The sequence below is a fragment of the Kitasatospora sp. NPDC001309 genome, assembly GCF_042896295.1.
Classification (GTDB): Bacteria; Actinomycetota; Actinomycetes; order Streptomycetales; family Streptomycetaceae; genus Kitasatospora.
In genome coordinates this window covers 196,941-210,152 of sequence record NZ_JBIAXC010000007.1, presented here as the reverse complement: position 1 = coordinate 210,152, position 13,212 = coordinate 196,941, and the positions used below count along the sequence as shown (strand labels likewise).

General features: G+C 72.9%; 14 protein-coding genes. 7 read left to right on the top strand and 7 right to left on the bottom strand.

Translation table 11 applies throughout. The features are described from left to right. Window positions 1–141: 141 nt before the first annotated feature. Both ACFY2K_RS10235 and tsaD read right to left on the bottom strand, forming a co-directional pair. Window positions 142–2,433, bottom strand: coding sequence for a M9 family metallopeptidase (locus ACFY2K_RS10235; protein WP_380639187.1), 2,292 nt, complete (start codon window positions 2,431–2,433; stop codon window positions 142–144). Between the two features lie 179 nt (window positions 2,434–2,612). Further along, window positions 2,613–3,686 carry a tRNA (adenosine(37)-N6)-threonylcarbamoyltransferase complex transferase subunit TsaD gene (tsaD, locus tag ACFY2K_RS10230; RefSeq protein ID WP_387710630.1) on the bottom strand — a complete coding sequence of 358 codons (1,074 nt, stop codon included), beginning with the start codon at window positions 3,684–3,686 and terminating at the stop codon, window positions 2,613–2,615. A 157-nt stretch (window positions 3,687–3,843) separates the two neighbouring features. Between tsaD and ACFY2K_RS10225 the strand changes: the two genes are divergently transcribed. Together ACFY2K_RS10225 and ACFY2K_RS10220 are read left to right on the top strand one after the other, a co-directional pair. Next, entirely contained in the window at window positions 3,844–4,446 is a 603-nt protein-coding gene (locus ACFY2K_RS10225; protein ID WP_375883767.1) for a superoxide dismutase, read from the top strand. A 269-nt stretch (window positions 4,447–4,715) separates the two neighbouring features. Beyond that, window positions 4,716–5,759 (top strand): glycosyltransferase family 2 protein, encoded by a 1,044-nt coding sequence (locus tag ACFY2K_RS10220; protein ID WP_375883770.1) that lies wholly within the window; start codon window positions 4,716–4,718, stop codon window positions 5,757–5,759. A 26-nt stretch (window positions 5,760–5,785) separates the two neighbouring features. On the opposite strand, the gene ACFY2K_RS10215 is transcribed toward ACFY2K_RS10220, so the two are convergent. Then, window positions 5,786–6,382, bottom strand: a complete 597-nt coding sequence (locus ACFY2K_RS10215) for a TetR family transcriptional regulator (protein ID WP_375883773.1) — start codon at window positions 6,380–6,382, stop codon at window positions 5,786–5,788. A 122-nt stretch (window positions 6,383–6,504) separates the two neighbouring features. Here ACFY2K_RS10215 and ACFY2K_RS10210 point away from each other — a divergent pair, with 122 nt between their 5' ends. Together ACFY2K_RS10210 and ACFY2K_RS10205 are read left to right on the top strand one after the other, a co-directional pair. Beyond that, window positions 6,505–6,807: a hypothetical protein gene (locus ACFY2K_RS10210; protein WP_387710627.1), complete on the top strand. Its 303-nt coding sequence runs from the start codon at window positions 6,505–6,507 to the stop codon at window positions 6,805–6,807. A 137-nt stretch (window positions 6,808–6,944) separates the two neighbouring features. After that, window positions 6,945–7,391 carry an RICIN domain-containing protein gene (locus ACFY2K_RS10205; protein WP_380521507.1) on the top strand — a complete coding sequence of 149 codons (447 nt, stop codon included), beginning with the start codon at window positions 6,945–6,947 and terminating at the stop codon, window positions 7,389–7,391. 90 nt (window positions 7,392–7,481) lie between these two features. Here the strand turns inward: ACFY2K_RS10205 and ACFY2K_RS10200 are convergent, their stop codons facing one another. The 4 genes from ACFY2K_RS10200 to ACFY2K_RS10185 all read right to left on the bottom strand — a co-directional run bounded on the left by ACFY2K_RS10200 (window position 7,482) and on the right by ACFY2K_RS10185 (window position 10,616). Further along, a complete protein-coding gene (locus tag ACFY2K_RS10200) occupies window positions 7,482–8,342 on the bottom strand; it encodes a biotin-dependent carboxyltransferase family protein (RefSeq protein WP_387710625.1) in 861 nt (286 codons plus the stop codon). A gap of 65 nt (window positions 8,343–8,407) precedes the next feature. Next, on the bottom strand, window positions 8,408–9,031 hold the full coding sequence (locus ACFY2K_RS10195) for an allophanate hydrolase subunit 1 (RefSeq protein ID WP_380639300.1): 624 nt from the start codon (window positions 9,029–9,031) through the stop codon (window positions 8,408–8,410). Window positions 9,032–9,036: 5 nt separating this feature from the next. Continuing rightward, a complete protein-coding gene (locus ACFY2K_RS10190) occupies window positions 9,037–9,930 on the bottom strand; it encodes a LamB/YcsF family protein (protein ID WP_387710623.1) in 894 nt (297 codons plus the stop codon). After that, window positions 9,927–10,616 (bottom strand): GntR family transcriptional regulator, encoded by a 690-nt coding sequence (locus ACFY2K_RS10185; RefSeq protein ID WP_380594294.1) that lies wholly within the window; start codon window positions 10,614–10,616, stop codon window positions 9,927–9,929. Before ACFY2K_RS10185 ends, ACFY2K_RS10190 begins: the two co-directional genes overlap by 4 nt. Before the next feature lie 157 nt (window positions 10,617–10,773). Here ACFY2K_RS10185 and ACFY2K_RS10180 point away from each other — a divergent pair, with 157 nt between their 5' ends. From ACFY2K_RS10180 to pcp, 3 genes are read left to right on the top strand one after another with little or no spacing between them, the layout of a single operon-like run. Next, on the top strand, window positions 10,774–11,556 hold the full coding sequence (locus ACFY2K_RS10180) for a DUF969 domain-containing protein (RefSeq protein WP_387710621.1): 783 nt from the start codon (window positions 10,774–10,776) through the stop codon (window positions 11,554–11,556). Further along, a complete protein-coding gene (locus ACFY2K_RS10175) occupies window positions 11,553–12,521 on the top strand; it encodes a DUF979 domain-containing protein (protein WP_387710619.1) in 969 nt (322 codons plus the stop codon). The genes ACFY2K_RS10180 and ACFY2K_RS10175 overlap by 4 nt, the downstream gene beginning before the upstream one ends. Window positions 12,522–12,544: 23 nt before the next feature. After that, window positions 12,545–13,189, top strand: coding sequence for a pyroglutamyl-peptidase I (gene pcp, locus ACFY2K_RS10170; RefSeq protein ID WP_375883792.1), 645 nt, complete (start codon window positions 12,545–12,547; stop codon window positions 13,187–13,189). Window positions 13,190–13,212 lie beyond the last annotated feature (23 nt).

Below are 13,212 nucleotides of genomic sequence, written 5' to 3'. Positions count from 1 at the left end.
CAGGACCTTAACCGAACGGCGGCGATCATGACACCCCTTCGACAACCGGAGTTCGATTTCTACGGGGTATTGACAGCCCATTCGAATGCCGAATCGTTATAACCTTTTCCGGTGGGGGCATTCGCTCCCGCATTAGGCCGGTCAGTTGTACGTGGTGGTGACGGTCACGCCGTCGAAGCCCTGCTGGGCGTACAGGCTGAAGTACACCCAGCCGGACGGCGGGTCGGCGACGGTCAGGGTCTCGCCGTTCCCGGCGGCGGTGGACTTCGCCCGGTACGACGAAGTGGTCGCCCAGGAAGGGCCGTTGTAGTACAGGTCGGCGTTGCCGGTGCCGCCGGCGGTGGTGATGGTCAGCTGCTTCACCCCGGCCGGCAGGTACAGGAAGCTGTAGCCGTAGTTGCCGGTGGTGGCGGCCACGCCGTCGCGGCGGCAGTTCCGGTCGTACTGCCGGGTGTCGGCGGCCGCGCACAGCGGGGCCCGGTCGGCGGGCAGGCTGCCGCAGTCGTCGGCGGCGCAGGCCTTGAGCCAGGTCGCGAAGTCGGCGTCGTAGCGGGTGCCGATGGTGGTCTTGAGCAGGGTGCGGGCGCCGTTCCAGTCACCGGTGCGGTACGCGGCGAGCAGGGCGTCGACGTCCTGGGGGTGCGACTGGAGCATGTAACGCACCGCCAGGTAGCCCCAGTTGTAGACCCGGGTGGAGTCGGCGTTGTCGTAGGTGGTGTCGAAGAGCGTGCTCAGCGGGTAGCTGCCCTTGCCGGCCTGGGTGACGGCGTCGTCGTAGTGGACGCCCCGGTAGCCGTACGAGACGTACTCGGCCAGGCCCTCGACCCACCAGACGGTCGGGGTGGTCATGCCCGCCTCGAAGTCGCCGTACATGTCGTAGCGGCCGTCGAGGTAGTGGGTGTACTCGTGGTTGAGGTTCCAGATCTGGAAGCTCGGGCGCAGCCAGTCGGCCTGGTGGGCGATGAAGCGGGCCTGGTTGCCGGGGGTGGCCGGGTTGCCCTCCTCGTACATGCCGCCGTTGTCGACGGCGATGTGGTACATCTCCCAGGCGTAGAGGCTGTAGTTGTAGTAGTCGTCGAAGACGACGACCTCCAGGCCGGTGTTGTGGTCGTCGGCGACCGGGCCGTTGTCCTTGGCCACCCGGTGGAAGTACGCGTCCTGGCCGACCAGGCTGGTGCAGGTGTCGGCGTTCTGCCGGTCGGTCATGCTCTGGGAGCGGATCCGCAGGTTCGGGTTGCAGGTGTGGTCGCTCCTGAGCACCAGCGGGACGAGCTTGGCGGGCACGTCGCAGGTGCCGTAGTAGGAGCAGTTGCCGGCGTCCTTCTGCTCCGCGAACCAGAGCAGGTTCATGGTGAGCGGGGCGGTGGCGCCGACCAGCGGGTAGCGGTTGACCAGGTCCTTGACGATCGGCCGGCCCTGCGCCCGGAGGCCGTCGACGGCGACCAGGTTGCCGATCTGGATGCCGATCCGGGTCACCGGGTCGGAGCCGGTGAGCTGGGCGCTGTTGCGGGTGACGAAGGAGGCCATGGTGGTGGCGAAGGACGGGTCGGCCTGGAGGGCGGCGGTGAACTCGGGGAGTTCGAAGCCGCGTTCGACGACGGTCCCGGTGTTGCCGACGGCGGCGGCCATCGAGCCGGTCCACCCGCCGGTGTAACCGTCGAGCAGGCGCTTGACCACGCCGGTGTAGCGGGCGTTCTCCCGGGCGCTGTCGATCAGCGTGACGGCCTCGGCCAGGGTGGCGCCGTTGGCCTCGGTGACGTCCTTGCTGTGCGGGGCGGCGAAGAAGGCGTCCAGCGCGCCGCGGATCGCGGTCCGCAGGCCGTCGCCGTACGGGCCGACGGCGTCGGGGTGGTACCACTGCACGTAGTAGCCGGCGCGCAGGAACAGCACCAACTGCCCGGCGGAGGTGGAGTTGTCGCCCGGGTAGCCGGCGGCGGCGGTGTCGCGCAGGGCGTCGGCGACGGTCACCATCTTGGCCTCGGCGAAGGCGCCCTTGGCGTCGTCGCCGGTGAGAGTGAACAGTGTGTTGACGCAGTCGAGGCCGGCCGCCTTGACCCGCTGGACCAGCGGGGCGCCGGACGTGCCGGTGAACGCCGCGGTGTCGCAGGCGGTCAGCTGCCGAGCCGTCCGGCCGGTGCCGACGGCACCGGCCGCGGTCGGGGCGGTGGGCCTGCCGTGGCTCTCGGCGGCGAGCGGGCGGGGGTCCTGGGGCGTGTCGGGCGACTTCGGCACCGGGATCGCGCGCGGGGCGACGGGTGCGGCGACGCGTGGGGCGGCCGGGTGGGCGGCCGGTGCGGCCGCCGGTGCGGTCGGCGTCGGGGTGCGGTCGGCCGCGTGCGCCTGCGGGGTGAACAGGCCGGCTGCGAGGAGGAAGGCGACGCCGAGCGCGGGCAGTCTGCGCGCGTTCGCCTTCGATATCCGGAAGGGACGCATGGGGTGGGGGCCTCCGGGACCGTGAGGGGGCCGTGCGGTGGGGGCGCACGGACGGGGTCTGATGTGTGACATGTAAAATGGCACACTCATTCAGGTAAAGGGAAGACCCGGGAGCCGGGGTTCCGGTCGACGAGACCGAACCGTGCCCTTCCGTGCGCCGCGCCTCGCCTGACGGTCCGTCAGACCAGCGACCGTGCCCGGGGGGTGAGCGCCGCGAACTCCAGCGGCGCCGACGGGTCCACCGACACGTCCGCCGGGGCCGGCTCGGCCCCGGCCCGGACGAGGAGGTCGCCGACGGCCGCGACCATCGCGCCGTTGTCCGTGCACAGCCGCAGCGGCGGCACCCGCAGGGCGATCCCGGCCTCGGTGCACCGCTGCTCGGCGAGCGCCCGCACCCGCGAGTTGGCGGCGACCCCGCCGACCACCACCAGGGTGTCGATCCCGTGGTCGGTGCAGGCCCGCACCGCCTTGCGGGTGAGCACGTCCGCGATCGCCTCCTGGAGGGCGGCCGCCGCGTCCGGGACGTGCGGCTTGCCGCCGGCCGTGCGCCGTGCCTCGACCCAGCGGGCGGCGGCGGTCTTGAGGCCGGAGAAGGAGAAGGCGTACGGGTCGTCCCGCGGCCCGGTCAGCGGGCGCGGCAGCCGTACCGCCGCCGGGTCCCCGTCGCGCGCGGCGCGGTCGACGGCCGGCCCGCCGGGGTAGGGCAGGCCCAGGATCCGGGCGACCTTGTCGAAGCACTCGCCGGCCGCGTCGTCCAGGGTGTCGCCGAGGTGGACGATCCGGCCCCGGGCGAGGTCGCGGACCAGCAGCAGCGAGGTGTGCCCGCCGGAGACGATCAGCACGACGCACGGGTCGGGCAGCGGCCCGCCGTCCAGGGTCGCGGCGGCGACGTGCCCGGCGAGGTGGTGCACCCCGTACAGCGGGACGCCGAGCGAGAAGGCGTACCCCTTGGCGGCGGCGACCCCGACCTGGAGGGCGCCGGACAGGCCGGGGCCGGTGGTGACGGCGACGGCCCCCACGTCCCGCAGCGTCAGCCCGGCGCGGTCCAGGGCCTCCTGCACCACCGGGGCCATCGCGTGGACGTGGGCCCGGGCGGCGATCTCCGGCACCACCCCGCCGTAGCGGGCGTGCTCGTCCATCGAGGAGGCCACCGCCTGCCCGAGCAGCACGCCGTCCCGGACCAGACCGGCACCGGTCTCGTCGCAGGAGGACTCGATGCCCAGCACGACCACCGGCGACCCTGTCACAGTCACTCACCCTCTTCACTCATTACACGTGCGGGTGACCATTGTGCCCGATGTGAACGGTGGAATAAGCAGGAGCCCATGCTTCGTTCCTGCAACTCATACGCAATAGTGTTGTCCCGGCACGATCGTCATCGCTCAACCCGCCGAAAGGGGCCGTGTCCTGATGGGCACCTACTCGCTTCCCGACCTGCCGTACGACTACTCCGCGCTCGAGCGGGCCATGTCCGCCGAGATCCTGGAGCTGCACCACTCCAAGCACCACGCCGCCTACGTGAAGGGGGCGAACGACACCCTGGAGCAGCTCGCCGAGGCGCGCGACAAGGAGCAGTTCGGCGGCCTGGTCGGCCTGCAGAAGACCTTCGCCTTCCACCTCTCCGGCCACGTGCTGCACTCGCTGTTCTGGCAGAACCTGTCCCCGGAGGGCGGCGACCGCCCCGAGGGCGAGCTGGCCGACGCCATCACCGAGCACTTCGGCAGCTTCGAGGCCTTCAAGAAGCAGCTCACCACCGCCACCACCGGCGTCCAGGGCTCCGGTTGGGGCATCCTGTCCTGGGAGCCGCTCGGGCAGCGCCTGATCGTCGAGCAGGTCTACGACCACCACGGCAACGTCGGGCAGAACACCACCCCGCTGCTGGCCTTCGACGCCTGGGAGCACGCCTACTACCTGCAGTACCGCAACGTCCGCCCCGACTACGTCACCCGTCTGTGGGACGTCGTCAACTGGCAGGACGTCTCCTCCCGCTTCGCCGCCGTCAAGGGCGCCTGAGCACCGAGCGAGCAGGAGGGCCCCGGACCGGTCGGGCGGTCCGGGGCCCTCCCCCTGTTCTCCCCCCGTGTTCCCCCTGTTCCCGCCGTGGTTCCCCGCCACGGCCGTCGACCCCCGTCACGTCAGCCACACCGAACCGAACGCCCTCCGCCACCCGTTGTTCGCCCGTGAACGGCGCGCGGTCGCTACGCTCGGGACACCGCCGGTCACCGGCGGTCGGCGGCCGACCGGCCGACCGGCCCGTCCGCTCCTGAGCGAAAGGCCGTCCGATGGCCCCTCGTCTGTCCGTCGTCGTCCCGATCTACAACGTCGAGCGCTACCTCGCGGAGTGCCTGGACTCGATCGCGGCCCAGACCTTCACGGACTTCGAGTGCGTGCTGGTCGACGACGGCTCGACCGACGACGGCCCGGTGATCGCCAAGGAGTACGCCGCCCGGGACCGGCGCTTCCGGCTGGTCCAGCAGGAGAACAAGGGCCTCGGCGCCGCCCGCAACACCGGCTGGCGCCACCTCGCCCCCGGCACCCAGTACCTGACCTTCGTCGACAGCGACGACACCCTGCCGCCGCACGCCTATCAGTTGATGATCAGCACGCTCGACCAGACCGGTTCCGACTTCGCCACCGGCAACGCGATGCGCCTGCGCACCACTGGCCTCACCCCCTCGCACGCCCACCGCCGCCCCTTCCGCGAGACCCGGCTGCGCACCCACGTCAGCGAACTGCCCGCCCTGGTCACCGACCGCACCGCCTGGAACAAGGTCTACCGGCGCACCTTCTTCGACGCCGCGGGCATCCGCTACCCCGAGGGCATCCTGTACGAGGACGCCCCGGTCAGCGTCCCCCACCACTTCCTCGCCGAACGGGTCGACGTGCTCTCCGAGCCGATCTACCACTGGCGGGTCCGCGAGGACGGCAACCTCTCCATCACCCAGAAGAAGACCGACCCGCGCGGACTGATCGACCGGGTCCGCTCGATGGAACTCGTCCGGGAATGGCTGCTCGCCCGCCCCGAAGCCCTCTTCGCCGAGCAGTACCTGCGCGCCTACGACCGGAACTGCCTGGCCGAGGAGATCCCGATGTTCTTCTGGTCCATCCCGGACGGCGACCGCAACTACTGGGAGGTCTACCAGCGGCACGTCAGCCGCCTGCTGCAGGCCATCGGCCCCGAGCGGATCGCCGGCCTCAACGGCCAGTTGCGGCTCAAGTACCGCCTCACCCAGGCCGACGCGATGAACCGCTTCATCGCCGTCCAGCGCGTCCACCGCACCGTCCGGCGCGCCCGCCAGGCCGCCCAGGCCGTGCGCCGGGGCTGACCGGGGGTCGGCGGCGGCGGGCGCCGTCAGCCGACCGCAGGTGCCGTCAGCCGGCGGACCAGGGTGACCAGGGCCGCCCGGTCCGTCGTCCGGTCCGCCGTACCGGCGAGCAGCAGGCGGACCATCTGCGGCAGCGTGAACCACGCGTTCACCAGGCCGATCACCGCGAACATCAGCCGTGCCGGATCCACCTCCCCGGCCACCCCGCCGCTGCGCTGCGCGGCGGCGACGGCGGCGACCTTCTCCGCGTAGTGCGCGGTGCGCTCCGGCCCGGCCGCCAACTCCTCGGCGTCCGAGCCGCGTTGCAGTCCCTCCCAGGCCAGCAGCCGGGAGAGGTGCGGGTGGGCCGAGTGGTAGTCGAAGACCCGGCCGGCGTAGTCGCCGAGGTCCAGTTCCGCCTCCGGGGCGAGCGGTACCGCCTCGGCGAGCTTGCCGAGCTCGGACGTCAGCACGGCGGAGAAGAGCTGCTCCTTGTTGCCGAAGTACTGGTAGATCCGCTCCTTGTTCACCCCGGCCCGGGTCGCCACCCGGGCGATCCGGGCCCCGTCCGGGCCGAACTCGGCGAACTCCTCGACCGCGGCGTCGAGGAGGAGCTGCTGCGTGCGTGCGGTGTCCCAGGCCATGGCCCAAGGGTATCCCAAATTTCCAACCCAATGGTTGGACTTCCGCGTCCGCGCGTGCCAAACTCCAACCGAAGGGTTGGAGATGAGGTCTCCGCCCGATCACCAAGGGGAGGACCCGCGCCATGACCACCGACACCATCACCCCAGCAGCCCCCGCCACCGTTCGGGCCACCGTCGCCCCGGCCACCCCCGCGGCCCCCTCGGTCCCGTCGGTCCACCGCCGCGCCGTGCTCACCTGGCTCGCCGTCTACCCGACCATCACCACCGCCTTCCTCCTCCTCGGCCCCCACCTCGGCAACCTGCCCGTGCCGCTGCGCACCCTGGTGATGACCGCCCTCGTCGTCCCCGTCGTCGTCTACGCCCTGATGCCGCTCCTCCTCAAGGCGGAGACCAGGCTCGCCCGCCGGGCCGACGGCCGGAAGTAGCGGGCGACCCGGCCCCGGCCCTCCGTCGGCCGGGCGGAACCTACCGTCGGATCGAACTCTTAACGTGGATAGGGCGGTTGGGATGATTCTCTTCAACCAGAGTCGCCGTCGCCGCAGCTGCCGTAGCGCTGGCCCTCGTGGGCGCGACGGCCTCCACGGGGCAGGCGGCGGCCAGTGGCCACCGGCAGCTGTCCCAGAACGTCCGGTTCTACAACGCGGCGGTGGACGGGAACCTGGACGGCAAAGCCAACGGGACGTATCCCCTCACCTACCCGTCCAACGGCAGCCCCGTTCAGACCTGGACCCTGACCCCGACCGCCCAGGGGGCGTTCCAGATCATGAACGTCTACAAGAACCTCTGCCTCCAGGCGCCTGCCACCACCGGGGACCCGATCCCCCTGATCCGGTGCAACATCAGCAACCCGGCCCAGTGGTGGGACCTCGACGAGAGCGACAACAAGGTCGTCATCACCGAGTACCTCGACGGGGACTACGCCATCCAGTCCAACGGGAACTACACCACCGTGCTGAGCGCGTTCTCCGACCACAACAAGCTCCAGGAATGGGACGTGTTGCCCGCGTAGGGGAGCAGGTCCGTCGAGCCCCTGCCGTCCCCAAGGGCCGCAGGGGCTCGACGGGTTCGGCGTCCTGCCGGTGCGGGCCCCGGCGCCGACTCACCGCCGCCGCATCGGGGTGAAGCGGACCGGGGTGCCCGGGGCGGCCTGGGCGGCGGCGGCCAGCGCGGCGGCGGGGACGACGCCGATGACAGGGTAGCCGCCGGTGGTGGGGTGGTCCGCGAGGAAGACCACCGGGCGTCCGTCCGGCGGGACCTGGACGGAGCCCAGGACCATGCCCTCGCTGGGGAGTTCGCCCTCGCGGGCGCGCTCCAGGGGCGGGCCGTCCAGGCGCAGGCCGATCCGGTTGCTGGTGGGGGAGACGCGGTAGCCGGAAGCGGTCAGGACGGCGAGCGAGCCGGCCGTGAACCAGTCGTCGCGCGGGCCGAACAGCACCGGCAGGAGCAGCGGATCGGGCGGCGCCGGCGTCGGCACCACGTCCGCCCGGGCGGACGGGCCGACCGGTTCGCCGAGTGGCAGGGCGTCACCCGGTGCCAGCGGAGCGGGGCCCAGCCCCGACAGCAGATCGGTCGAGCGGCTGCCGAGGACCGGGGCGGCGGCGACCCCGCCCGCGAAGGCCAGGTAGCTGCGCACGCCCCGCGTCGCGGGGCCCACGTCCAGCAGCGCCCCGGCGGGCAGCCGCACCGGGGCGCCCCAGGCGGCGGGCCGCCCGTCGACCCGTACGGCGCACGGTGCTCCGGTCACGGCGACCGTCACCGCGCGGTCCACGCGCAGCGCGCAGCCGAGCACGGTGGTCTCCAGGGTGGCCGCCGTCGGGGGGTTGCCGACCAGCCGGTTGGCCAGCCGGTGGGCGGGCTGGTCCAGCGCGCCGGACCGCGGCACGCCCAGGTGCGCGTGCCCGGGGCGGCCCAGGTCCTGGACGGTCGTCAGCAGGCCGGAGCGGGTGATGGTGACGGTCATGCTTCCTCCCTCCTGTTCCCTCGCTGATACGTCCCCGCTGAGGTTTCCCGGCTCATGCTTCCCGCTCATGCTTCCTCGATCACGAAGCGGACCCGGGCACCCGGGCTGAGCAGGGCCGCCGGTTCGCGGGACGGGTCCCACAGCACGGCGTCGGTGTGCCCGATCAGCTGCCAGCCGCCGGGGGAGGAGCGCGGGTAGGCGCCGGTGTAGCCGCCGGCGAGGGCGATCGCCCCGGGCGGGACGGCGGGACGCGGCGCGGCCCGCCGCGGCACCCGGTACCGCTCGGGCAGGCCGGTCAGGTAGCCGAAGCCGGGGGAGAAGCCGCTGAACGCGACCCGGAACTCGGTCGCGGAGTGGATCCGCGCGACCTCCCGCTCGGCGACGCCCCACAGCGCGGCGACCTCCGCCACGTCGGCGCCGTCGTAGCGCACCGGGACGGTCACGGTCGCGTCGGCGCTCGTCCGCAGCGGCGGGACGCGCCAGCCGGGCAGTTCGGCGGCCAGGGCGTCCGGATCGGCCACGCCGTCGAGCAGGACGGTGCGTTCGGCCGGCACGACCTCCGCGACGGACGGGAACCCGGACGCCGCGCGGCGGCGCTGGAGTTCGGCGTGGAAGGCGAACGTCTCGTCGGCGCCGTCGAGTTCGACCAGCAGCGCGTCCGGGCCGACCCGTAGGACTCGCAGGTTCATCCCGTTCATCTCGTAGCTCCGCCCGCCCGCTCCGGTACGGGCGTGAACGCCTCGACCCGGACCCCGGCCCGCCACAGCGCGGTCCGCACCCGCTGGGCCAGCTCGGCGGCCCCCGGGGTGTCGCCGTGCACGCACAGCGAGCGGGCCCGCAGCCGGATCCGTTCGCCGGTGCGGGCGGTGACCTCGCCGTCCCGGGCGATGGCGACCGAGCGGTCGACGACCGCGTCGGGATCGTGGACGACGGCGTCGGGTTCGCGGCGCGGCACGAGCGTGCCGTGCGCGGTGTAGGCGCGGTCGGCGAACGCCTCGGCGACCGCGGGCAGTCCGGCCCGCCGGGCCGCCTCGTGCAGCCGTGAACCGGGCAGCCCGAGCACGGGCAGGTCCTGCTCCCGGGTGGCGAGGTGGACGCCCCGGACCACCGCCTCGGCCTGCTCCTCGTCGTGCACCGTCCGGTTGTACAGCGCGCCGTGCGGTTTGACGTACGCCACGTCCGCTCCGGCCGCCCGGGCGAACACCTGCAACGCCCCGATCTGGTAGGCGACTTCGTGGGCCAGCTCGTCGGGCGGGACGTCCATCGCCCGGCGGCCGAACCCGGCGAGGTCCCGGTAGGAGACCTGGGCGCCGATCCGTACGCCCCGGGCCGCGGCCAGCTCGCAGACCCGCTGCATGGTGCTGGGGTCCCCGGCGTGGAAGCCGCAGGCGACGTTGGCGCTGGTGACCACGGACAGCAGGGCGTCGTCGTCGGTGAGCGTCCAGCGGCCGAAGCCCTCGCCGAGGTCGGCGTTGAGGTCGACGACCGTCGTGGGGGCGCCCTCGGTGCCTGCGGTGCCTGCGGTGCCTGCGGTGCCTTCGGTGGCTGCGGTGGCTTCGATGCCTTCGGTGCTTCCGGGCGGTGTCACGCCGCGCCGTCCGTCATCGCGCGGACGATCACCGCGCGCGCGTCGTTCAGGTACCTGGTCAGTTCCACCTCGGCGTCGTCGATCTCGCCCGCCTCCAGCAGCCCGGCGAGCGTCTGGTTGCGGCGCAGGAACGGCTCGTGGAGCCCGCTGGCCGAGGGGACGGCGGCGAAGGCCAGGCGCAGCTCGGCCATCAGCCGGGCCATGCACTCGTCGATCCGCCGGCTGCCGGCGAGCCCCGCGATGGCCTGGTGGAAGTGCAGGTCGGCGGTGCCGACGGTGACCCAGTCGCCGAACGCCTCGGCGTCCTCCGCGCGGGCCAGCGCGGTCCGCACCGCGGCCAGGCGCTCGGGCGTCGCGGCGCGCAGGGCCCGTACCCCGGCCGTCTCCAGCGCGAGGCGCAGGGTGTAGATGTCGGCGACGTCGGCCGGTTCGAGGATGCGGACGAACACGCCGCGGTTGAGCTCGTGCACGACCAGCCGCTGGTCGGCCAGCAGCCGGAACGCCTCGCGGAGCGTGTTGCGCGAGATGGTGAGCGCCTCGCCGAGCGCCTCCTCGGAGAGCCGGGTGCCCGGGGCGAGCCGGCCCTCGGTGATGTGCTCGCGCAGCACCTCGGCCACGCGTTGGGCGGCGCTGGCGCGTTCGATGCGACCCCGGTCGGCCGCGAGCGCGTCGAAAACTCCGGTCACGTTCCACCTCCTGAACTCTTGTCGGATTGTTCCACAATCCCCTAGCCTCTCGGCAACCCCCGAACGGTCGCGGTCCACCCAATCGCGACCGCCTCGGCCCCGGGGTGCCCAGGCGGCCACCCATAGGGCGGAGGTCCTCTGAAAGGCGGTCAGGAACATGATCGTTCTTGTCGGCATCCTCGTCGTGGTGGCCGGGTTCGCCACCCGGCGCAATCCACTCCTCGTCGTCGGCGCCGCCGGCATCCTCACCGGACTGCTGGGCGGGATGAGCCCGCTGAAGGTCCTGGAGGCCTTCGGCACCGGCTTCGCCTCCAGCCGCTCGGTGACCCTCTTCGCGATCACCCTGCCGGTGATCGGCCTGCTGGAGCGCCACGGCCTCCAGGAGCAGGCGCGCACCCTGATGAACAAGCTCGCCAAGGCCAGTGCCGGACGCGTCCTCGCCGTCTACCTGGTGGTACGCCAGCTCACCGCCGCCTTCGGCCTCACCGGACTCGGCGGACCGGCCCAGGCGGTGCGCCCGATGGTCGCGCCGATGGCCGAGGCCGCCGCCGAACGCCGCCACGGCACCCTGACCGACAAGGCCCGCGAACGCCTGCGCTCCTTCGCCGCCAGCGCCGACAACGTCGGCCTGTTCTTCGGCGAGGACTGCTTCCTCGCCGTCGGCTCGATCCTCCTGATCACCGGCTTCGTCGACGCGACGTACCACACCGACCTGGAGCCGGTGCAGCTCGCGCTCTGGGCCATCCCCACCGCGGTCTGCGCCACCCTCATCCACGGCGCGCGCCTGCTGCGCCTGGACCGCACCCTCGCCCGGGACCTGCCCGCCGGGCCCTCCGCCACCACCGCCACTGCGCCCGCCGCCACCACCGCCACCACGGCGCCCGCCGCTACCACCGCGCCCGCCACCACCGCCGACCGCACCGAGGAGACGACCAAGTGATCAAGGTCGAGTGGCTGTACTGGCTGGTCGGAGCCGTCTTCCTCGCGATGGCCGCGCAGATGGCCGCGGACCGCGGCAACCCCAAGCGCTACGGCAGCGCCGCCTTCTGGGGCCTGCTCGGCGCGAGCTTCGTCTACGGCTCCTGGGTCGCCGACAAGTCCGCCCCCGCCGCGCCGCTGGGCGTCGCCGTCCTGGCGATGATCTGCCTGGCCGGCTTCGGCTTCACCGGCCGCGGCACCCCCACGGCCGCCGCCCCCGAGCAGCGGGCCGCCTCCGCCGCACGCCTGGGCAACCGGCTGTTCATCCCGGCGCTGGCGCTCCCGCTGGTCGCGCTGGCCTGCGGCACGCTCCTCAAGGGCGTGTACCTGGGCGGCGGGGTGCTGCTGCAGACCGGCAGCGAGACGCTCCTCGGGCTCGGCATCGCCTCGCTCGTCGCCCTGGGACTCGCCCTGCTGCTCACCCGCGAACGCAACCCCGCCGTCGCCCTGCGCTCGGGCCGCGGTCTGCTGGAGGCCATGGGCTGGGCCCTGCTGCTGCCCCAACTCCTCGCCGTCCTGGGCTCGATCTTCCAGAGCGCCGGCGTCGGCACCCAGGTGGGCAGGATCACCACCCACTTCCTCCCGGACGGCAGCAAGTACGCGGCGGTGGCGGTCTACTGCCTGGGCATGGCGCTGTTCACGATCATCATGGGCAACGCCTTCGCCGCCTTCCCGGTGATGACCGCGGCGATCGGCTGGCCGGTCCTGATCACCCAACTGCACGGCAGCCCGGGCGTCGTCCTGGCCGTCGGCATGCTGGCCGGCTTCTGCGGCACCCTGGTCACCCCGATGGCGGCCAACTTCAACCTCGTCCCGGCGGCCCTGCTCGAACTCAAGGACCAGTACGGGCCGATCAAGGCCCAACTCCCCACCGCAGGAGCGCTGTTGGTCTGCAACATCGCCATCATGTCGCTCTTCGCGTTCTGACCCCTCCCGGAAAGGCAGCCCCGATGACCAGAGTCCTGCTCACCGGCTTCGAACCGTTCGACGGCGCCGACGTCAACCCCTCCTGGGAGGTCGCCCGCCTCGTCGCCGACAACCCGCCCGACGGGCTCCTGGTCACCGCCACCCGGCTGAGCTGCGTCTTCGGGCGGGCGGCCGAGGAACTGCGCACAGCGATCGCGGACTGCGCCCCCGACCTGGTCGTCTGCCTCGGCCAGGCGATCGGCCGACCGGACGTCACCGTCGAGCGCGTCGCCGTCAACGTGGACGACGCCCGCATCCCCGACAACGCCGGCCGACAGCCGGTCGACCGGCCCGTCGTCCCCGGCGGCCCCGCGGCCTACTTCGCCACCCTGCCCGTCAAGGCCTGCGTGGCCGCCGTCCGGGAGGCGGGCGCGCCGGCCTCCCTCTCCCACACCGCGGGGACCTTCGTCTGCAACCACGTCTTCTACGCCCTGATGCACACGCTCGCCACCGAACACCCCACCGCCAGCGGCGGGTTCGTGCACATCCCCGCCCTGCCCGAGCAGGTCCTCGACGGCTCGGCCCCCGCCCTGCCGGCCGACCTCGTCGCCCACGCCCTGCGCGCCCTGCTCACCACGGCCGCCACCCGTACGGTGGACCTCCGCGTCCCGGAGGGGGCGACCCACTGAGGCCGCCCGGACCCGCTGCGCCC

Excerpts from the sequence above, each read along its gene's own strand:
- ACFY2K_RS10180 (WP_387710621.1), top strand. The coding sequence starts at position 10,774 with ATGATCGTTCTTGTCGGCATCCTCGTCGTGGTGGCCGGGTTCGCCACC.
- pcp (WP_375883792.1), top strand. The coding sequence starts at position 12,545 with ATGACCAGAGTCCTGCTCACCGGCTTCGAACCGTTCGACGGCGCCGAC.
- ACFY2K_RS10210 (WP_387710627.1), top strand. The coding sequence starts at position 6,505 with ATGACCACCGACACCATCACCCCAGCAGCCCCCGCCACCGTTCGGGCC.
- ACFY2K_RS10220 (WP_375883770.1), top strand. The coding sequence starts at position 4,716 with ATGGCCCCTCGTCTGTCCGTCGTCGTCCCGATCTACAACGTCGAGCGC.
- ACFY2K_RS10200 (WP_387710625.1), bottom strand. The coding sequence starts at position 8,342 with ATGACCGTCACCATCACCCGCTCCGGCCTGCTGACGACCGTCCAGGAC.
- ACFY2K_RS10225 (WP_375883767.1), top strand. The coding sequence starts at position 3,844 with ATGGGCACCTACTCGCTTCCCGACCTGCCGTACGACTACTCCGCGCTC.
- ACFY2K_RS10235 (WP_380639187.1), bottom strand. The coding sequence starts at position 2,433 with ATGCGTCCCTTCCGGATATCGAAGGCGAACGCGCGCAGACTGCCCGCG.
- ACFY2K_RS10215 (WP_375883773.1), bottom strand. The coding sequence starts at position 6,382 with ATGGCCTGGGACACCGCACGCACGCAGCAGCTCCTCCTCGACGCCGCG.
- ACFY2K_RS10195 (WP_380639300.1), bottom strand. The coding sequence starts at position 9,031 with ATGAACCTGCGAGTCCTACGGGTCGGCCCGGACGCGCTGCTGGTCGAA.